This is a genomic window from Yoonia sp. D2-7 (genome assembly GCF_055809435.1).
Genome location: NZ_JBVVTX010000003.1, coordinates 1 through 19284, shown reverse-complemented (window position 1 = coordinate 19284; position 19284 = coordinate 1). Strand labels below are relative to the sequence as shown.

The window sequence follows — 19284 nt, the reverse complement described above, 5'->3', positions numbered from 1 at the left end:
ACAATAGCCTTCTTTGAAATCTGATCAGGTCTTTAGCGGGTTTGCACGAATGTGACATCCCCTTGGGTCACATAAGCCGCCGTCAAAATGCCCGTCGCATAGGCGCCTGTGTCCACGGCGATCTTGCCGCCATCGCTGTTTGCCGCATCCACGATCGTATGGCCATGGGCGACCCATATGCCATCGGTGCGCAGTGTCGTTGCAAAATCCCTGTGCCCCCATTTGAAGGTTTTGTCAGGTTGTAATGCAAGCGGTGTGACCGGATCTGCACCCGCATGAACCACGGTCAGATTGCCGGTTTTCCATGTCGCAGGCAAATTGCGCAGCCAGTCATGCATATCCGCCCCCATTGCATCCAAAAGCGCATCACGAGCGGTGATCAGGGCTGCGCCTTCGCTGCTATTGGTAACCCCACCGATGCCAAAGCTCGCGAGCGTTTGCAGCCCGCCATAGCGCAGCCAGCGCTGGCCTTTGGTCTCTGGTTTATCCAAGAACCCCAACATCATGTCTTCGTGGTTCCCGATAAGGCAGGTCACTTGCGGATCATTTTTGATTTCGAACAATGTGCGCAGCACGCCTGCGCTGTCCTCGCCGCGATCTACGTAATCGCCGACAAAAACACGCGGTGCATCCGGATCAAGGGCGTCCATCTTCGCCAAGAGCGTCATCAACTGAGGCTTACATCCATGTAGATCACCGATAATGAAAGCAGGGCTGTCAGGGGTAACAGGCGTATCAAAGCGTGGTGGCGCATTGCCGCCAAAAAGACGTTTCAGAAAAGACATAAGGGCCTTTGGGTTCGTTTTGTGTCAATCGGTGTCGGGCAAACCTAAGCGGTTTTGTCCCTTACCCCAAGGGGTGATTGACACCCACGGGGGGGGCAGTATTTTCGCCGGTGCTGGACAGCCAGCAGGGGGACCACTTCATGCTATCTTTTCGCGGGTTTACGGCGCTTTGCCTTTGCGCTGTGCTGACGGGTTGCAATGCCCCGCGGGGTGCCGGTTTCCAGTCCGAAGTTTTGGCCGCATCTGAAGTCGCGACCCATGACGCCGACGCCCAATATGATTTTGCCGTTGAACCTGTGACGCGCGACCGTTTGGCTGTGTTACAAAGCTGGCCCCGCGTGGGCCCTGCGCGGCACGGATGGCTGAACCGATCTGCGGGGGTAGGGGCGCCGGTAATTGCGGCGGGTGATGTGTTGTCGATTACGATCTGGGATGCAGCCGAGAATTCGTTGCTGGTGGGGGCAGGGCAACGTGTGACGCAACTTGAGAATCTTGAAGTCGCGCCAAACGGCGAGATTTTCCTGCCTTTTGTTGGCGATGTCAGTGTTACAGGTCTGACGGCTGCCGCGGCAAGGTCGCGGATCGAGACAAAACTGCTGAACACCAGCCCGTCGGCCCAAGTGCAGCTGAGTATGACGCCAGGCCAAGGCAAGACGGTGAACCTTGTATCGGGTGTCCGCGCGCCGGGGCGGTATCCTTTGCCGGATCGGTCTTATGGCGTTCTATCGCTGCTGTCCGAGGGCGGCGGTATCGATTCCGGTTTGGTGAATCCGCAGATCAAACTGTTTCGCGGCGAACGGATCTATAGCACATCCGTCGAACGGCTGTTTGCGAACCCTGCGCTGGACACGACTTTGCAGGGCCGCGACCGTGTGATTGTCGAAGAAGAAGACCGGATGTTCCTGTCGCTGGGTGCGACGGGTACCCAAGCCCAGCATCTGTTCCCCGATGATCAGGTCAGCGCATTGGACGCTTTGGCCATTATCGGCGGCTTGGCCGAAGACCGCGCCAATGCTGAAGGCATTTTGATCCTGCGCACCTATCCACATCGGGCAATAGGGCAGAACGGTCCGTCAAAACCGTGGGTCGTGTTTACGCTTGATTTGACGTCTGCTGACGGTCTGTTCAGCGCCAAATCATTCGAAGTGATGCCCGGCGATCTGATCTACGGCACCGAAAGCCCGGTCACATCGGCCCGCAGCATTCTGGCGTTGTTTGGCGCAACATTGGGTGTGGCGTCGGCGCTATGATGACGGGGGGATGAAACCCCTTTAAAGTGATGCCGGTTTCGTCGACGTATCTGTTGATTGTACTGGTAAGACCGTCGGTGGATTTGTCATCCTAATCTGCTCTATCCACTGAGTTAACGCATTCCGTAAAGCGTCTTCATCCAATGTATTGATTGCGGATCGAACGGCTTTAAGGACTGCCGCGACTTCAATTTCGCTTAATTGCGGTTCGCGCGCGCGCACAATTTTGGGATGCATGGTTGGTCGACTTTCGGTGCCGATGAGGAGTTCTTCATATAGTTTTTCACCCGGGCGTAACCCGGTCATGACAATGTCGATGTCACCGTTTGGATTGTTAACATCACGTGGAGTGTATCCTGCGGCTTCGATCATCTGGCGCGCAAGGTCGTAGATTAGTACCGGATCGCCCATATCCAACACAAACACGTCGCCCCCCACGGCCAACGCACCTGCGGCCAACACTAGCCGTGACGCTTCAGGAATGGTCATAAAGTATCGCGTCACGTCGCGATGCGTCAGGGTGATAGGACCACCTTTGCGGATTTGGTCTTGGAACAGGGGCACGACGGATCCCGATGACCCCAAAACATTGCCAAAGCGGACCATCGAAAAGATCGTTTTGCCCTGACCTATCTGAGCCGTGCGGTTTGCCAGATCCTGAATCAGGATTTCGGCAAGCCGTTTGGATGCACCCATTGCATTGGTTGGACGTACGGCCTTGTCGCTGGAAATAAGGATAAACTGAGCTACGCCCGCTTCAGCCGCAGCTATAGCCAAAGTTTGTGTGCCAAAGACGTTGTTGCTGACGCCTACAATGGCGTTACGTTCAACCAGAGGCACATGTTTGTAGGCAGCGGCGTGCAGCACGATCTCGACGCTGTGCCGCTCCATGATCTGTCGCATTAGAGGGGCATCCATGACGGAACCGAGGAACGGAACAATTTCGATTGCGGTTTCATTGTTCTGCTGTTCCCGCAGTTCTTTATCGATTTCGTACAATGCGAGTTCGCTCATCTCGAGGAGAACCAAACAGCGAGGTTTGTAATCGAGCACCTGCCGACACAGTTCAGACCCAATTGACCCACCAGCGCCTGTGATAAACACGCAGCGGTCGCGGTAGGTGGCTATTCCGTCCAGCATATCGTCTTCAAATGCGGGTCGTCCTAGGAACTGTCCGGGGGCGACAGTAGTCAATTGTCCAACAAGTGTTGTGCCCCGTGCAAGCTGTGCAAAGGACGGCAGCGCTTGTACGTCCAAGTCCCATGAATTGAATTGCTTAGTCAGTTCCAACATCCGTGGTCGGCCGATTGAAGGCATCGCGAGCAGCACCCGGTCTACTTGCCGGGTGCGTTGTAACTTGCGGACTTTCTCTGGAGAGTAGACACGCAATCCTTGTACAATACTGCCCTGCAGTGTGGTGTTATCATCTATGAACGCTACAGGAATGATCGTGTCGTCCATCCGCAGCGCGGCCGCTAATTGCCGCCCCGTCGGGCCGGCGCCATAAATCAGGACCCGCGATTGCTTCGTGTCTTTGTCACGGTAAACGCTGAGCAGGACTTGTAACAAAGCCAAGCGGCTCACGACAGCCAACAAAAAGAAGATAATTGCGAATATGATAAACCCAGAAACTGGATTGTTGTGTCCCGTTAAACCATCAAGCGTGATTGCAGACAGTCCCAAGGCAATTGCATGAATTGCCGATAGGCCGATGGCCCTATTTTCATAAGCCTTTAGTTGAATTCTGTAAATATCCATTACAACGGCCAACAGGCCCGAAATCAGCATAATGAGTAAAATCGCACGTACAGAAAAGAGTGGGGTCTGCTCAAGAGAAAATCCATTGTGGAATAGGGCAAAGCCAAGCAGTAGCGCAATGGGAGCAAGCAGCGTATCTAAAGCAAGCATAATCACCCATTTGGCGGAGCGTGGAAGCCTGCTAACAAATCGATACATTTATATCTCCAAGCTACTTTAGTAACAGCTGATCAGGTGGTTTGCCTAGCGTAAACAAAGGTCTTTTGGCAAGGTTAAGGACGTATTACGCAGTCTGCGTAAGTCACGGTGGTCTGTGGAACACTATGCTGCGCCGTTGTTTTTGTTGACGCATGGTAAGCAGGGGAATGGTCTTAATTGACAAGGCTGATCCTGAGCGTATTTTTGGAGGGCTGATCCTAGCTGTCTTATTTGTTTGAACATAGCCCTTATGCCCTCTGCCATTTTATCCGGATCGCGACGGTCTGGGCTACTCATTTTGGGAGCCAGTGGTCAAGTTGGTCAGATGTGGCGCAAGCTTTGGATGAAAGGATTGCTTGATTTCGGAGTTTCGCCGATATGGCAGATGCGGAGCCCGGACACAAATGGAGGTCAAATTTGTGTGTGGGATAATTTGCATGGTCCTTTGCCAGATATCACCCCAACGGCTGTCATCTGTCTATCAGGAATTACACGTGGCCCAGATATTCACTTCAATACAGACTTGGCTCATGCTGCGGTGGCGGTTGCACGGGGTGCGCCTGTTTTATTTGCTTCAAGTCAAGCTGTTTATGGAGTTCAGCAGGGCGCTCTGAGGGAAACAACCCCCTGCCAACCGCAAACCGACTACGGCCGCGCTAAGCTGGCTGCAGAACAGGCCATCACGCATAATCCAAATGTGACGAGTTTGCGGATTGGAAATGTCATTGGGGCGGATGCACTCTTGCGGGCTGTGCGACACGGGCCAGTCAAGTTGGATCAATTTAGTGACGGGCAGGGACCCCGTCGTATGATGATTGGACCTTTGACATTGGCGCGCGCCTGCGTTGATCTCCTGGCTCTAGGGCCTATTAAGGCACCAATTTTGAACCTTGCTCAACCTAGGCTCGTCGCGATGGCTGATTTATTGACAGCAGCCGGTGCGACGTGGAACTGGCAACCGGCCCCCGTCACGGCCATTCCTGCGTTGGATATGGATTTGACTAAGCTACAACACCTGATTGCGATGCCGGACGCCGATCCGATTGCAATCATGGCAGAGGTTCGGGCGACGGGATGGCAGGCATGACGTGGTCCAAACGCCTCTTGGATGTGATTCTGGCGCTTGTATTAAGTGTTTTGCTGTTTGTTCCGTTTGTGATGCTCTTACTGGTACTCTTGTTAATCGAGGGCAGGCCCTTGTTTTATGTATCAGAGCGCATGATGACACCCGACAGAGCCTTTGCTTTAATCAAGTTACGTACCATGCGGGCGTCGGCTGGGAACACAGGCGTCACAGGGGGCGACAAAGAAGGGCGGATTTCTCCGATCTACAAAGCATTGCGGAAAAGTCGTTTTGACGAAGTTCCGCAATTGCTCAATGTATTGCGCGGTCAGATGTCATTTGTTGGCCCCCGTCCACCACTACGTATTTATGTCGAAGACTTTCCAACGCTATATGCTCAGGTGCTTCGAAACCGTCCGGGTATCACAGGACTTGCGTCGTTGCGGTTCCATGCGCATGAAGAAATGCTGCTTGCTAAGACCACAACTGCAGCCCAAACTGATCACGTTTACCGTACTCGGTGCGTACCACGTAAAGCGATCCTTGATCTGATTTATCAGCGTCATCAAAGTTTTTGTTTTGATTTAGCCCTGATTTGGGAAACTGCAACGCGGGTCTTGCGCCGCAGGTAAGCTGGCCAGTTGCCGTAGGCGGCGCTGGAAAGGTTGCTGTGGTTCATTTGTATAGAAGGTCCCGATGATAGCGCCGCAAAAACAAAAGACCGATCAGCATCAGCACTAGCCCGATGCCAAATACATAAGGTAGATTGACATAATGAGCATCATAGTTGGGATAGAACCCACTGCGCATTTGCCCAACCACTTGCACTAGCGGGTTGTACCACAGGACGTCCCTAAAGGGCTGTGGGATTGTATCAAACAGAAACAATGTGCATGAAATGATGAAAAGTGGTCGTGTCAAAACAGACCAAATCCGAGCCCATATCGGGAACATTGTGAACAAAAAGCAGTTTAGGCTGCCAACACCAATCGCCAAAACCGCAGCCATTGTGAGGCTTAAAGCGACTGATGGCAGGTAGAGTGTAGTACGTGTTTCAAAGATCAACAGGATGCCGATGAATACAATATAGGCGACTAGAATTTGTGTCATGACGTTCAAAATGAATCTTCCCAAGAGGGCATCTATGAAGGTCACGGATGGGTAGCTGAGCAACGCTTTCGAGAATGTTAAAGATGTCGCCGTCTTGGATGAAATATCCATAAACATAAGAAATGGAACCATGCCCGTTGCATAAAAAATAGGAAAGTTGGTACCAAGGGGAGGGTCCCTAAACCCCAATGAGAAGATGATTGTTAAAAGTGCAATGGCACCAATTGGTTCTAGAACCGCCCAGATATACCCACCTGGCGAGCGGCCGTAAGTCGTTGCCATCTCTCGTAACATGAGAGCTAATATAGCGCGTATGCTCGCAAATCGGCGCCGTGGTGTCGCATAACGGGGCTGTAAAGGCGGGGGGATTACCACAGTTGTCGGCCTCTAGGTGTGGAGTGCAATGGCTAGCCATTGTGGCCGCTTTTATGTACTAAGAACGAAAAATGAGCAATTGCCTGTTAGGATGAGGTTTTGACCCAACCCAAACCCACAAAACCTAATGCGCCAGTTGCGGCCAAAGCAAAGCCGCCGCTGAAAGCTGTGAACCGCCGGCCTGCAGCTGCAGCACCAATGGTGGCTTCTCCGGCCAAGCCTGCACGTGTAAGAAAACGGCATTGGGGGGTACTGGTTAGTTTTGTTGTCTTCGTTATTTTGCCAACCTGTTTTGCGGGTTGGTATCTCTATGAACGTGCGGCTGACCAATACGCATCCACAGTCGCGTTTTCTGTGCGCACAGAAGACGCCACATCGCCGATTGAACTCCTCGGCGGCATTAGCGCTTTGTCCGGTTCAGGTTCGTCAGATACAGACATTTTGTATGAGTTCATTCAAAGCCAAGAGCTCGTGTCCCGTGTGGACAGGCAGCTCGGCCTGGGTGCTTTGTGGTCCAAACCGGAAAATGATCCTGTTTTTGCGTATGACCCTTCAGGTACAATTGAAGATCTTGTTGGCCACTGGAACAGGATGGTTCGGATCAATTATGATAGCGGGTCAGGCCTTATTGAAATTCGCTCGCTCGCGTTTGCTCCGCAGGACGCGACCCGAATCGCTGAAGTGATATTCTCTGAAAGCTCTGATATGATTAACGCGCTCAACGATGCTGCGCGTGAAGATGCTTTGGGCTATGCACAAGATGAATTGGCAGCAGCCGTTGAACGCCTGAAAGTTGCTCGCACGGCGTTGACCGCTTTTCGTAACCGGACCCAAATTGTAGATCCCGTTGTTGACATGCAGGCACAGGCAGGACTGTTGGGAAATTTGCAAGCACAGCAAGCCGAGGCATTAATTGAACTCGATATTTTGACGGGGTCTACGCGATCAGGAGATCCGCGCATCGACCAAGCAGAACGCCGCGTCACAGTTATCGAAGCTCGTATTCAAGAAGAACGGCGCAAACTGGGTATCGGCAATGGCGTCGAAGACGGTGAAGTGTTTGCTGATCTTGTAGGTGAGTTTGAACGTTTGGCCGTCGATCGTGAATTTGCCGAACAGGCTTATATTGGTGCCTTGGCTGGCTACGATGCGGCGAGTGCAGATGCGAGGCGCCAAAGCCGCTATCTAGCCGCGCATGTGCTTCCGACATCTGCTGAGCGGGCGCAGTATCCGCAACGGCTTCAATTGTTGGCTATGGTGGGGGTGTTTTTGTTTTTGGCATGGTCGATCTTTGTTTTGGTGTCATATTCGCTCAGGGATCGTCGCTAGGATGATCCGTTTCGAGAACTTAACTAAGACTTTTGTGCTTAAAAAATCGCGCAAGTTGGTGGCGGATAATATCAATGTGACATTCCCGACGGGCCGATCAGTTGCTTTGTTGGGGCGTAATGGTGCCGGTAAATCGACGCTGCTACGGATGATATCGGGGACGATGGATCCAACATCGGGGCGCATCGCATCAACAGGGACAATATCGTGGCCTGTGGGCTTTGCTGGATCGTTTCACCGCGATTTAACGGGTGCGCAGAATGTCCGGTTTATCGCACGCATTTACGGGGTAGATACTGATGAATTGTCAGACTTTGTCGAGACATTCGCAAAGTTAGGCGGACACTATCATATGCCAATCATGACTTATTCCTCTGGAATGCGATCCCGCCTCGCGTTTGGATGTTCTATGGGGATCGCCTTTGATACATACTTGGTCGACGAGGTAACATCTGTCGGCGATGCTACTTTTCGTAAAACCAGTATTGATATGTTTAACCAACGTATGGAAACTGCAGGATCCGTCGTGGTGACGCATTCGCTCCCACAGATAAGAAAAATGTGTGACGCTGCGGCCATCTTGGAAAATGGGCGTCTGACATATTACGACAATCTTGAAGAAGGTATTGCCACATACGAGAGCCAAATGGCCAAAGGCTAAGCTATCAAAATTCTTTGCATGCCATAGCGATTCAGCGGAACATCCTTTGAAATAGATGGCGGCACAGATTTGCAGTTGAGGCTATTATCGATAACCCTATGATATCGCGGTACATACGCCATGTTCCATAGGTTGCTTTCACTTTATTGGCGGAAAGAGATGTCGCTGACATACGCAAAACTGCTAATGGTTCATTTATACCGTACGCAGGTCCATGATGGTTCAAAATTTTTAACCACAATGCAAAATCATGACGCCGGTGGATCAACGGCATGGGGATCTTACCGCAGCACTCAGTATCATAGATTGCGGTAAGGCATCCGATAATGTTTCCCCTTAATAGTGTCTCATAATCTAATTTTTCTGGCACCTGCACATGTATGTCCGGGTGCCCATGGCGCCTTCGGGTAAAGCCGCAGTAACTTAAGACGGCACCTGTTTGGCGTAGAAGTGCAATTTGTCGTGTTAGTTTGCTAGGCTTCCACAGGTCATCAGCATCGAGAAACGCAATGTAGCGCCCCTGCGCTTGGTCCAGTCCATGATTGCGAGCATAGGCCGCTCCGCGGGGGCCTGGGTTGCGCGACAGCTGAATACGGGGGTCTTTCATGGCCAATGCGTTCACAATCGAGAAGGTATCATCATCGGATAAGTCATCAATGACGTGTAGGGTCCAATCTGTTTCAGTTTGAGACTGAACTGAGGCAATGGCAGAGCCAATCGTTGTGCTAGCATTGTAGGCAGGCATCAAAATTGAGACGGTTGGCATTGGCGCGCGCGCTCCTTTCGTGCCGGCGTTGACGGTTGTGTGTGCCTCGCGGTAAGCGGACGCAACTACTTTTAGTGCATGGAAAAAAAAATGACAAAGACAGATGGAAAAGGGGTAGAATTACATCTTTGTAATAACCCTCGTCATTTGTTTTTTGCATTAGCAGATGCCCTTGGACGTGATGTCCGTGCCGTTGTTGTTTATCTTGAAGATGACGTACCTTTAGATGCTGCCATGAAGTCCCGATTGGCTGTGTTTGAGCGAAGAATCAGAGTTCTTTTTTCGACAGATGCGGCCGAGATTGCGCATTTCTCCGGATTTCCCGCCTCTTTTCCTGATATCCTGAGGCGCAATTTGCGCCCGAGTGGGACGCGCGCGACTGGTTGGAAATTGCCTATGTTAGGTGGACGTCGTTTTACGACGGGGTATATTTACCATCCGGGATTTTTTACATCCAAACCAATAAGGGCAAGCTGTGACTATTTGGTGATGCGTGAGGCGGGCCTAAACAATTATGTGACGCATCCAGTGTCGGGGTTGAAAGCGGTGACGCGGGCGCTTTGTGGATTGTCATGGCGCGAGCAAACATGGGGAGAAGAACCCTGGGTGGATGCTATCGAAGTTACTAATCCCGGCCGGTTACCTGAACGGGTGCGAGTTAAAGCGCGTCAACATGGGTTTACCGAAGTTTATGAAAGCTTAAAGCCCGATCAAGTTTGTCGATTGGCGGCGGTATTTTTACCTAATCCACCAGTGATAGATACTCAAAACGGGCCAGCAGCGCTGATATTGACGCAACCATTAGATAAGATCGGGTTATCTTCGGAAACCGAGAAAAGGCAGATTTACACACACATCGCGATACATCTTAAGAAACAGGGGTATCAGGTCTATGTGAAACATCACCCGACCGACACTTCCTTTGCTTTGGAAGATGCCAAGACCGTGCAAGCGAGTTTTCCCATCGAACTTTGGCCTGCGTTGCGTCTGCCTCGGTTTGATTTAGCTGTGGCGCTGTGTTCAGCGTCTTTGGTCGAAGGTGAATTTCTGCTGGCAGAACGTGTTCAGCAACTGATGCTGCCTGACGCTTTCACCGCCGCAGGTTGCAAAGCATTGATGCAGGACTGGCCATCCGCATTAAAAAACTTGTCTCTTTAGAGAAAGCTCTCGCAATAACGTTTCCCATTGAGTGTAAATTATTTCAGGTGCGTACGTTTCACCAATAGATAGGGCGGCTTTGCCGGCATTTTGGCGGTTTTTGGGGTTTTCAATATAGCGCCGCAACCCATCGGACAGCTCTTTTGCACTGCCGCCGACAAGCTGTCCGTTAATGCCGTCTTGGATCAGTGTATTGACCCCTGTGCAGTGCTCGAAACCGACAACGGGTAGTCCGTGCGCCATCGCTTCTGCAACGACAAGCCCGAATCCCTCGAAGGCCGCTGGATGGCAGAATATAGATGCCTGATCATAGATAGGCCCAAGCTGGGGCGTCGTTCCGCAAAGTTGGATAGAAGACCCAAGTTTGCTGGCCGAAATCTGGGAATTCAGGGCGTTATGATTTGGTCCCTCACCGTATATTTTGACCTGCCAGTCTGGAAAATCTGTGTGTAACAAAGTCCACGCATCAACCAAAAGATCAAAGCGTTTCACATCAGTTAGTCTTCCGACCGCAAGTATAGTTTTTTGGCGAGTTGGGCGGGGATCATCCTGTGGCGAAACCCGTGCAACTGCATTCGGGATAACGTGGATGTACGGTTGTTGCTGTGCCGGAAACCAATCCCTAAAATCTTCCAATAGTACCGTAACAGCATCAGCGTCGGTTAAAGCCTTCTTAGCACGGCGCCGGTAGATGGGATTTTGATCCCAGCGGATGCTGTTTCCAAAGTCCTGCTCAGGCAAGTTATGAATAGAAGCAATGACGGGAATGCTCAAAGGTGCCGCGGCACGAACGCAGGCCGTAATGGCAGGCGGCAAAAAGCCCACGACCACATCGGGCGGGTGCCGTTGTAAGTGGCGTCGTAGTGTACGGATAAACAATTCGTGCGTCAGGCCCCATTTCACATGTCCCATGATGTGCCCATGGGGGAGCTTCTTGATGGACGATGGGGTGTTGTTAGTGCGCGGTGTGTCGAGATTCGGACGCCTGAACGGAAACAGGTTCTTAACAACGATACTGTTCGTCTCATACATGGCACGACCTGCGCCGTTATCATAGATTAGAATCTCTACATCTATCCCGCGTGCGGCCATTGCTTGAGCGGTTTCAACGAACACCCGTTCTGCACCGCCAGATAGACCCAAAAGCTTTTGGATGACAAAACAGACCCGTAACGGTGTGGATGTCATCTTAGAAACGGATCACATTTGTCCGCAAAAAGCTGGTGCCCAGCATCAGTCAGATGCATCCCGTCGGGCAAGAGGACTTGCCGATTTTGAGCCTGCCAGATGTGGCGATCAAAATCCATTAAGTCGATCCCATAGTCGTACACTGTATTCATGATATCCAGATTATACGCTGCGAAATTGCGGTTCATTGACGGTGTCCCTGGCCATGATTTGGCGGGGGGAAGAATAATTGTCGTGAGAATGATCCGCCCTGCATTCCGGGATCGTAGCATACTGACGATCGCGCTTAGGTTATCGCGGAATTGCGTTGGTGGCACGTAATGGTGCGGCGGTAACCGAATGATAATATCGCGACGATACTTGCGCGAAAATTCGATCAAACGGTTTCTGGTGTCGGGATCAAGAAACGACAATGCAATGCGTTCATTTTCCAAAAACATCCGATTGGCACAGTCGTTCAGACCAACATGAAGCAGAAAATCTGAGTCCCGTCCCAAATCCGCATTTTCAAACAGCAGGTTTCTGACTTCCGTCGTCGTAAAGAAGCGTTGGCACATACTCGTGACAGACCTGTCAGGATATTTTTCGTATATTCGACCCGTATAGGTGCGCTCCGCACCCTTCTTTTCTCCGTTGTTGTCGTTGGGACGCGGAAGCCCAAGGCTATCACCCATGATCAACACATGGCGGGAGGTATCAGTCTTTGGAGGATAAAAATCCCGATACATAGTACGTTCACGCGCATATGTTGCGTGTTCGCGCGAAATTGCAGCCTTAAGCTTATCAGTATCAACCAGATTAAGAGCTTGGGCTCGTGACAGAGCAAACTGTTGAACCGCGATCTGCAGTTCATTTGCTTGCGCAGCTTCGAAGGCAGCTTCAATTGTGGCGCGGACGACTGATACTTGGTCTTCTGTCATATATCCGTCTTTCTAAAGCTACGGCCGGTCCGGATCGCTTCGTAGAAGTCCATGTTCGCGGCGTGATGCTCAAGCGTAACGAGGCGGTCTTTGTCTTGCCCGGTTAGAAACGCCCGGGTTTGGCGCAATACACCAGGCTTGAAGCGCTGATCATCCTCGTCGTCGAGTGCAATTTCCACCTCAGCAAAACTGTCATGGGTTTGAACCCTGAGCTTTTCCAATGGCTGTAGGATCAGGCGGCGTTCCTTCGTCAGAACTTCCATGCCCCAACGCCCAGGGGAAACCCAATTGGCGTGCCATGCAATCGTCGCTTGATCTGCGCGATGGCCAAAGCCTACGAAAACACCCGCGTCGGGGTGCCAACCAACGCCATCTTGCCCGGCGATACGGGCTTCCAATGCGTCTGGTGCGCCAAAGAAGTGAAATGCCAGATCGATGACATGCGTGGAGTTTCCGTAAAACCAGGTGTCTAATTCCCGAGGGTGCTTGCCCAACGCGCCAATGCGACGTGCCGGTTCAGAGAAATCAAACCTCAGGCTCACCAATCCACCATCTTCGGATATGATGCGGTCAGCTTCGGTGACTGAACTTAAGAACCGCCGATTGTAGCCAACGTAAACTTCTGCTTTTGCGGCCTGAGCCTTGGCAAGTAAAACAGACATTTCGGCGACATCCAACGCAGCCGGTTTCTCGACCAATATCCGTTTGATTCCGTGATCGATCAGTTGACCTGTGACCTCGGCCAAAGCATGGGCATTTACTGTTACAATCGCGGCAACATCCGTGGGAATATTCGCAAGTTGTTCGCCCAGAACACCGGTTTGAGCCGTGATCCCGGTTTCCGCTGCGAATTTCTCAGCAGAGGCTGTCCCACGTCCGAGAACAACGGGAACAATGTCCATTGCCTTCAGAACGTTTGCATAGGCCACGGCCATGCCGCCAGCACCGATTAAAAGAACGCTAGATTGGTCAGACATATCAGGGCTTTCGTCGCTTGGTTTAACTAATCGGACACAGAGTTTCATCTGCTGCGGGCAGACCTAGGTACTTGCACATCGCTTGCAAGTAAAGACGGTGTTGGTTTGCAGAGTCAGCATATGGCGTGAGGCCCGGATCTCCGGTTTCTAAGGCTTGGTCATAGAGATGAGGCATGCCAGAGACGTATTTAATTTCGAAAGGATCAATACGTCCTTCCCGTGTCATAGTCCCCTTCAACTCGTTAATCTCATAGTTTGTTTCGCCGTTCTGCACCAAAATGCTGATATGCATAGTATCAGTGTCTTCGCAGTTGACAGACAGTTCCGCACCATTTTCCAGCGTTGCTTTAAGCGTACCAAAAATCTCGTAAAACCCGGCACGCTTACTTTCAACGGCATTGGGTTGAAGGTTGGACAAATCGACGGTCGCCAAACCTGATTGGTTCAAAAACTCGACTAAATCCAAAAAGTGAACGGCGTTAGAAGCCAAACCGAATGCGCCACCTGTGACGCTGACGTTGGTTGGTTGGTTTTTGGACAGTTCATCAAACAGCGCATGATAGCTATCAAATCCCCGCCGCCCGCAGTTTACAAATCCACGAATTTTGTGTGTCTTCAAAGCGGCCTGTACTACATCAATAGCTTGGACAGATTGGAATAGAATTTTCTCGAAAATGACGACGCCTACACTGTGATGTGCGATAATGTTTTCGAAGGCAGCCTGCCGCGTGTCGGCATTGGTCGCAATGACCACGAGATCAAACGCTTGCGGGCTGGCAGGGACTTCTGCGACCAGCGAATAGCCATGTTTGTCACTTGCTGCCTGGCTTGATATGAAATCGGAAATCCGTTCGTGGGCAGCATGAAACGGCTCGACAATTGTAATATGCGCCGATGTCTTCATCGTGGACATCGCCTGCAAATGGCGAAATCCGATGTTCCCACATCCGCAAAGCAAAATCTGTTTCACCATGCCGTGAGCCCTCCATCTACAATAAGGTTTTGTCCCGTGACATAGCTTGACTGATCGGATGCGAGGTATGCGACGGCATCAGCGATTTCGTGCGGCTCTCCCATTCTTCCAACCATGGTTCTGGCGGAATAATTATCGACGAATTTGTCATTCTGGCCGCTAAAAATGCCCCCGGGTGTCACAGCATTGACCCTGACACCTTGATCACCCCAATAGCTTGCCAAATATTTTGTGAGACCCCAGAGACCTGCTTTTGACGCCGAGTAAATTGCAGGGGTGTTAATTTTATGTCCCTCATAAAGCGCGCCGTCATAGATGCGCTGGTCGGGCGCGGCAACGCCGTAGATCGACAAGATATTCACGATTGCTCCATTGCCTCTAACAGCCATGGGCCCACCAAATACCTGCGCGCACATAGCGGGTCCGGTCAGGTTTACCCGCATGACATAGTCCCAGTCTTCGAGTGGGAACGTCTCAAATGGTTCGAAGAAATTGTCAGACTTTGTTGCGGCTCCGCAGATCAAAACATCGACTTCCCCAAAGTCATTTTCGACGGCCTTCTTTAGATCCACTAACGCATCCCGATCCGACACGTCACAACTATAAGCGCGGCCCAATCCGTTGGGGTCCGCTCCATTTGCAGAGAGAGTTGCTGTGGCTAAATCACGGTCAACGACCGCAACGCGATGCCCATCTGACGTGAGTTTTTTGGTCATAGCAGTTCCCAAGAATCCACCGCCTCCGGTCAAAACAATTGTCTTGGTGCTATTGGCCATTTTTGATGTTCCTTTCGTGTTCTTCGCGCATGAGAAGCTCGACTAATTTGAAATCGATTTCATTGTCGATATCGACTGAACGTTCGTGTGGCATGACATGCAAGCGCGTACGTCCTTCCCACAAACCAAGAGCAAGGGTGTGTTCGTGCCAAACGTAGATTGAGGCGTTCATAGAATAGACGTCTGGTGCGACTTGTCGTGAAACGATGTTACCTTCGATTTTTTTCACCAACCGTATATTTCCGTCAGATTGCGGTTCGACCATATTGAAATAGGGGTTCTTGTCTGCGACATAACCTGTAATGACGGCGTCTGTTTCGTTATCCAGCAATTCAAACGCTGCAGTAATATCCTCTATAGTTCGCAGTGGCGAAGTCGGATCAAGGTCAATGATTTTTGTGACTTCTACGCCAGAGGCAATGATTTCTTCAACAAGGTGGATGATAACCGGTAATTTTCCAGCCTCCGATGTTGCGAGAGACTCGGGTCTTTTGAAAGGTACGATAGCACCGGCATCACGTGCAACTTGTGCGATTTCATCATCATCGGTGGACACATAAACAGCATCAATTTGGGGGCAGCTTTGTGCTTGCTCTATACTGTGAACAATCAAGGGTTTACCCATTAAGTCCCGAACGTTCTTACGCGGGACACCTTTGGATCCCCCGCGCGCGCAAATCGTACAAACTGTCGTCATATTAATGTTCCTTGGTCTCGTGCTTGCAAGGCTAGTCGTGTACTTGCGATTCCGTCTTCAAGTGTTTGAAGGTGCGGTTCCGCATTACCCTGGATAGCGCTCGCGATCCGATCAAACATGGATAAATAGGTTTGTGGCACATCGAAATCGGCGTTTTGCACCGTCACGGTCTCAATACTATTAGGTGTCAGGCGATTAAGATGCCCTGAAAGATCCCATTGAAGCCCTGTTTCGTCGCCAATGATTTCATAGTGGCGCACTCTTTGGCGTGACACATAATCTAATGCGACGTGGATTAACGGTGCACCACCTTGTCCCGATAGTGTCATCAGTGCGGTGTCATTGGCGTTTATTTCCAAATTACTTAAGCGGGCGCAATGCGCATGTTCCAGCTTCAATTCTCCAAAGAACCAACGTGCGACATCTATTTCGTGGACAAGATCCAACTCGACACCGCCACCACGAGCCGCATCTGCGGAATAGCAGGTTCGATAGTCTTGCGTCGGTCGCCAATCAGGCAACCACAATCCGGCAGTAAAATTCGCTCGCGCCGGCCGGCCGAGTGTGCCAGTATCGATTGCATCCTTAGCCTTTTGCAATGATGGAAGGTATCGAAAATTAAAACCCGCCGTGCGGGTGGCAGCGGGTGCGGTCTTTAAGGACTGAATGATTGTATCACAATCAGCGACCGCTGAGACAACCGGTTTCTCGACCAATAGGTTATAACCACGCGCAATAAGGTCGGGTAAAATATCGATGTGATTTGCGGAAGGAGTTGCCAGAACGACCATGTCAAATTCCTGTCCGAACGCCTCATCAGGATCAGATATAATGGTAGCCCCAAGGTTTTCCGCTTCCAGATCAGGTTCCTGACGGTGGCGCAAGACCGTTAGTTTTGCATTCGGAAACCGAGTTGCCGCATTGCGTAGATGTCGCCGGCCAATCGAACCCAACCCAATTATCAAAATAGAGTCCACAATCAAGTTTCCAGCTCAATCTGACGTGCGGGATGACCAATCCAGACGGTCCCTACAGTAGCGTTTTTAAGCAAAACCGAACCCGCGCCAATAACTGCAGCATCGCCAATAGACAGACCTTGGCGCACAACTGCTCCGGCACCAATAAGGACATCACAGCCTGTTGTGACAGCGCCTGTTATATGCGCGCCGGTGGCAACATGAGAGTTACGCCCTATATGGCAATGGTGTTCAACAACAGCAGCGCTGTTAACCAAAACGCCGACGTCAAGGCGAGCACCGGTCCCGATAATCGCACCGGCAGCAACGAATACTCCCGGATCAACGCGGGACGAGGGAGAGACTGTCGCGTTAGGATGAGTGATAGTAGCTAAGCAATCTACAGGAATTTGCGACATGATCCCTGCACGGATCTGAGCACCTCTTGAGGTGACAAACCCAATGCCAATCGCGAGTGAGATATGCTTGTCTACTATTTCGATCAATTTCTCGTCGTCGCCGAGCCATACCCCTAAAAGCGGGTCGGATCCGGCTTCGGGTGCAATATGCCCGATTATGGTCCACCCCGACAAGACTGCTGCCTCTGCTACTACACAGGCGTGCCCGCCGCCCCCTATGATCACCAATGGCTTATCTCGCATGAATGTCGTCAGTGGTTATCGGCGTATCTACATCGATATCGCGTGTCAAAGCGCAGCCCAAAACAAGCGGCAAGTGGCCCGGTGCGAGTCCTGTCCCAGGACGGACGATCTTGATGCATTCATCCGTCAAAACAGTCCCACGCGTCAACGCGCGCGACGAAGTAATCGACCGCCGTCCTGCCAAGGCAGTACGTTTCTCGGCCGCGGTTGGGGCTTTTATTCCGGTTCCAATCGCGCTTTCAATCATTCGAATTCCGGCCACAAATGACTTGAATTCTGCAGGCTCCATAGAGGCCTTTTGGTCAGGTCCAGGTAAAGCTTGATCCGTGGTGATGTGCTTTTCAATAATAGTCGCCCCACGGGCAACTGCGGCCCATGAAATAGCCGACCCAATACTGTGGTCGGACCAGCCAACTGGAATCTGGAACGCTTGAGCCATCGTGTCTATCGCCGCAAGATTGCAGTCGTCCGGAGAGGCCGGGTAGTTCGAGACACAGTGCAACAGTGAAAGTTGTGTATTGCCGCTTGCCGTAATCGCTGCGACGGCCGCTTCAACCTCTGACAGAGTTCCCATACCTGTCGACAAGATGACGGGTTTACCTTTTCGCGCAATATGGGTCAGCAACCCAAGGTACGTCAAATCGCCCGAACTAACCTTGTAACGGTCAACGCCTATTTCGGCCAAAAGGTCGACAGCATCCATACTAAATGGAGTCGAAAGAAATTCGATCTCCTTGCTTTGACAGTATTGTGCTAACGTTTCGAAATCGCTGGATGAAAGCTCTAGCGATTTTAACATTGAGAATTGGCTGTCGTTGTTGTGGGTATTTGCCCGTTGGTAGTCGGCCTTTTGCGCCGAAGCGGTCACCAAATCTTCAGCTCTGAATGTTTGAAATTTGACTGCATCAGCTTTTGCGTCAACGGCCGCGTCAATCATTTGGCGAGCGAGGTCAAGCGACCCATTATGGTTTACGCCGATTTCGGCAATGACGTAGCAAGGCTGGCGCATGGGTTCGTTTCCTAAACGCGGGCATCCAGCGATTTCTCGCTAGTGCGGTGGCTCTTTGCAAAGGCCGGTTCGACTTCCGCAATGGCGTCCTTGAGGATTGTTTCCGTCAAAGGGGACGTTTGGTTTTGAGTCAAAAAGACTCGTAATTTCTCTACGAAAACTGGGAACACGCGATCATCTGCTGGCGGAAGGTATGCCACACTGTTGAGTGTTGAAAGTTTTGTCGACTGAACACTTTCGCCTACTCCCACGAATTCTTCGTAGGGCTTCTCTCCGGCCGTATCGAGAGGGGTAAGCAACACCGGCCATTCGTTCCGGGTTCTGCATGCGGCGACCGATGCTCTTGCTTCGTCTTCGTTATAGGTGAACCACGGCTTAAGTCCTTGAGCATCCAAGTACCAGGCGGCCACATCTTGAAGTAAAACCAGATGGTCTGCAGGATTTAGGTCAGGAATGACAACGCTACGATCGGGCCCTAGAAACGCCGCAAGTGTGCATAAATGCCCGGACTCTGCCAAAGACACAAAGAAACGCCGACACCCTTCGGGACATGCCATTGGTTGTCCTGCGGCCTGACGTAGTTGCCAACTTTGTAACAACGAGCCATTTGACATAGCAACGTTGGCAAAACGAGCGGACGTGATTTCAGTGTTTTGTGACCAAGCAAGATCCG

20 protein-coding genes and 1 pseudogene are annotated in these 19284 nt (G+C 51.3%); 7 read left to right on the top strand and 14 right to left on the bottom strand.

The window, feature by feature from the left end; genetic code table 11:
• Window positions 1–32: 32 nt before the first annotated feature.
• A complete protein-coding gene (locus AC0L7R_RS18130) occupies window positions 33–785 on the bottom strand; it encodes a metallophosphoesterase (RefSeq protein ID WP_473660597.1) in 753 nt (250 codons plus the stop codon).
• 140 nt (window positions 786–925) lie between these two features.
• Here AC0L7R_RS18130 and AC0L7R_RS18125 point away from each other — a divergent pair, with 140 nt between their 5' ends.
• Entirely contained in the window at window positions 926–2035 is a 1110-nt protein-coding gene (locus AC0L7R_RS18125) for a polysaccharide biosynthesis/export family protein (protein WP_473660595.1), read from the top strand.
• A 21-nt stretch (window positions 2036–2056) separates the two neighbouring features.
• Here the strand turns inward: AC0L7R_RS18125 and AC0L7R_RS18120 are convergent, their stop codons facing one another.
• A complete protein-coding gene (locus AC0L7R_RS18120) occupies window positions 2057–3943 on the bottom strand; it encodes a polysaccharide biosynthesis protein (RefSeq protein WP_473660593.1) in 1887 nt (628 codons plus the stop codon).
• A gap of 298 nt (window positions 3944–4241) precedes the next feature.
• On the opposite strand from AC0L7R_RS18120, the pseudogene AC0L7R_RS18115 reads away from it, so the two are divergent.
• The 3 genes and pseudogenes from AC0L7R_RS18115 to AC0L7R_RS18105 all read left to right on the top strand — a co-directional run.
• Window positions 4242–4715: pseudogene (locus AC0L7R_RS18115) on the top strand (NAD-dependent epimerase/dehydratase family protein); the annotation flags it as partial.
• A 189-nt stretch (window positions 4716–4904) separates the two neighbouring features.
• A complete protein-coding gene (locus tag AC0L7R_RS18110; RefSeq protein WP_247129545.1) occupies window positions 4905–5078 on the top strand; it encodes a hypothetical protein in 174 nt (57 codons plus the stop codon).
• Window positions 5075–5686 carry a sugar transferase gene (locus AC0L7R_RS18105; RefSeq protein WP_473660591.1) on the top strand — a complete coding sequence of 204 codons (612 nt, stop codon included), beginning with the start codon at window positions 5075–5077 and terminating at the stop codon, window positions 5684–5686. Before AC0L7R_RS18110 ends, AC0L7R_RS18105 begins: the two co-directional genes overlap by 4 nt.
• 43 nt (window positions 5687–5729) lie before the next feature.
• Here the strand turns inward: AC0L7R_RS18105 and AC0L7R_RS18100 are convergent, their stop codons facing one another.
• Entirely contained in the window at window positions 5730–6539 is an 810-nt protein-coding gene (locus tag AC0L7R_RS18100; protein WP_473660589.1) for an ABC transporter permease, read from the bottom strand.
• A 99-nt stretch (window positions 6540–6638) separates the two neighbouring features.
• Here AC0L7R_RS18100 and AC0L7R_RS18095 point away from each other — a divergent pair, with 99 nt between their 5' ends.
• Together AC0L7R_RS18095 and AC0L7R_RS18090 are read left to right on the top strand one after the other, a co-directional pair.
• Window positions 6639–7868: a KpsE/RkpR family capsule polysaccharide export protein gene (locus AC0L7R_RS18095; protein ID WP_473660587.1), complete on the top strand. Its 1230-nt coding sequence runs from the start codon at window positions 6639–6641 to the stop codon at window positions 7866–7868.
• 1 nt (window position 7869) lies between these two features.
• Window positions 7870–8529 carry an ATP-binding cassette domain-containing protein gene (locus AC0L7R_RS18090; RefSeq protein ID WP_473660585.1) on the top strand — a complete coding sequence of 220 codons (660 nt, stop codon included), beginning with the start codon at window positions 7870–7872 and terminating at the stop codon, window positions 8527–8529.
• A 31-nt stretch (window positions 8530–8560) separates the two neighbouring features.
• Here AC0L7R_RS18090 and AC0L7R_RS18085 read toward each other — a convergent pair whose 3' ends face one another.
• Window positions 8561–9295 (bottom strand): glycosyltransferase, encoded by a 735-nt coding sequence (locus AC0L7R_RS18085; protein ID WP_473660583.1) that lies wholly within the window; start codon window positions 9293–9295, stop codon window positions 8561–8563.
• Window positions 9296–9385: 90 nt separating this feature from the next.
• On the opposite strand from AC0L7R_RS18085, the gene AC0L7R_RS18080 reads away from it, so the two are divergent.
• A complete protein-coding gene (locus tag AC0L7R_RS18080) occupies window positions 9386–10453 on the top strand; it encodes a polysialyltransferase family glycosyltransferase (protein WP_473660580.1) in 1068 nt (355 codons plus the stop codon).
• Here AC0L7R_RS18080 and AC0L7R_RS18075 read toward each other — a convergent pair.
• From AC0L7R_RS18075 to AC0L7R_RS18030, 10 genes are all read right to left on the bottom strand, one after another.
• Window positions 10433–11641 (bottom strand): glycosyltransferase, encoded by a 1209-nt coding sequence (locus AC0L7R_RS18075; RefSeq protein WP_247129538.1) that lies wholly within the window; start codon window positions 11639–11641, stop codon window positions 10433–10435. The two genes, AC0L7R_RS18080 and AC0L7R_RS18075, sit on opposite strands and share 21 nt — an antisense overlap.
• Window positions 11638–12561 (bottom strand): GDSL-type esterase/lipase family protein, encoded by a 924-nt coding sequence (locus AC0L7R_RS18070; protein WP_473660578.1) that lies wholly within the window; start codon window positions 12559–12561, stop codon window positions 11638–11640. The genes AC0L7R_RS18075 and AC0L7R_RS18070 overlap by 4 nt, the downstream gene beginning before the upstream one ends.
• The gene (locus tag AC0L7R_RS18065; RefSeq protein ID WP_473660576.1) at window positions 12558–13538 is read right to left on the bottom strand and encodes a Gfo/Idh/MocA family oxidoreductase; all 981 of its coding nucleotides are present in this window, start codon (window positions 13536–13538) and stop codon (window positions 12558–12560) included. The genes AC0L7R_RS18070 and AC0L7R_RS18065 overlap by 4 nt, the downstream gene beginning before the upstream one ends.
• A gap of 22 nt (window positions 13539–13560) precedes the next feature.
• Window positions 13561–14511 (bottom strand): Gfo/Idh/MocA family oxidoreductase, encoded by a 951-nt coding sequence (locus tag AC0L7R_RS18060; protein ID WP_473660573.1) that lies wholly within the window; start codon window positions 14509–14511, stop codon window positions 13561–13563.
• Window positions 14505–15287: an SDR family oxidoreductase gene (locus tag AC0L7R_RS18055; protein WP_473660571.1), complete on the bottom strand. Its 783-nt coding sequence runs from the start codon at window positions 15285–15287 to the stop codon at window positions 14505–14507. The genes AC0L7R_RS18060 and AC0L7R_RS18055 overlap by 7 nt, the downstream gene beginning before the upstream one ends.
• Window positions 15277–15984, bottom strand: a complete 708-nt coding sequence (locus AC0L7R_RS18050; protein ID WP_247129534.1) for an acylneuraminate cytidylyltransferase family protein — start codon at window positions 15982–15984, stop codon at window positions 15277–15279. Before AC0L7R_RS18050 ends, AC0L7R_RS18055 begins: the two co-directional genes overlap by 11 nt.
• Window positions 15981–16961, bottom strand: coding sequence for a Gfo/Idh/MocA family oxidoreductase (locus AC0L7R_RS18045; RefSeq protein ID WP_473660569.1), 981 nt, complete (start codon window positions 16959–16961; stop codon window positions 15981–15983). The genes AC0L7R_RS18050 and AC0L7R_RS18045 overlap by 4 nt, the downstream gene beginning before the upstream one ends.
• Window positions 16962–16963: 2 nt before the next feature.
• Window positions 16964–17602, bottom strand: coding sequence for a PglD-related sugar-binding protein (locus tag AC0L7R_RS18040; RefSeq protein ID WP_473660567.1), 639 nt, complete (start codon window positions 17600–17602; stop codon window positions 16964–16966).
• Window positions 17592–18611, bottom strand: coding sequence for an N-acetylneuraminate synthase (gene neuB, locus AC0L7R_RS18035; protein ID WP_473660564.1), 1020 nt, complete (start codon window positions 18609–18611; stop codon window positions 17592–17594). Before neuB ends, AC0L7R_RS18040 begins: the two co-directional genes overlap by 11 nt.
• Window positions 18612–18622: 11 nt before the next feature.
• On the bottom strand, window positions 18623–19284 hold a 662-nt coding region (locus AC0L7R_RS18030; protein WP_473660562.1), incomplete at its 5' end, for a polysaccharide biosynthesis protein.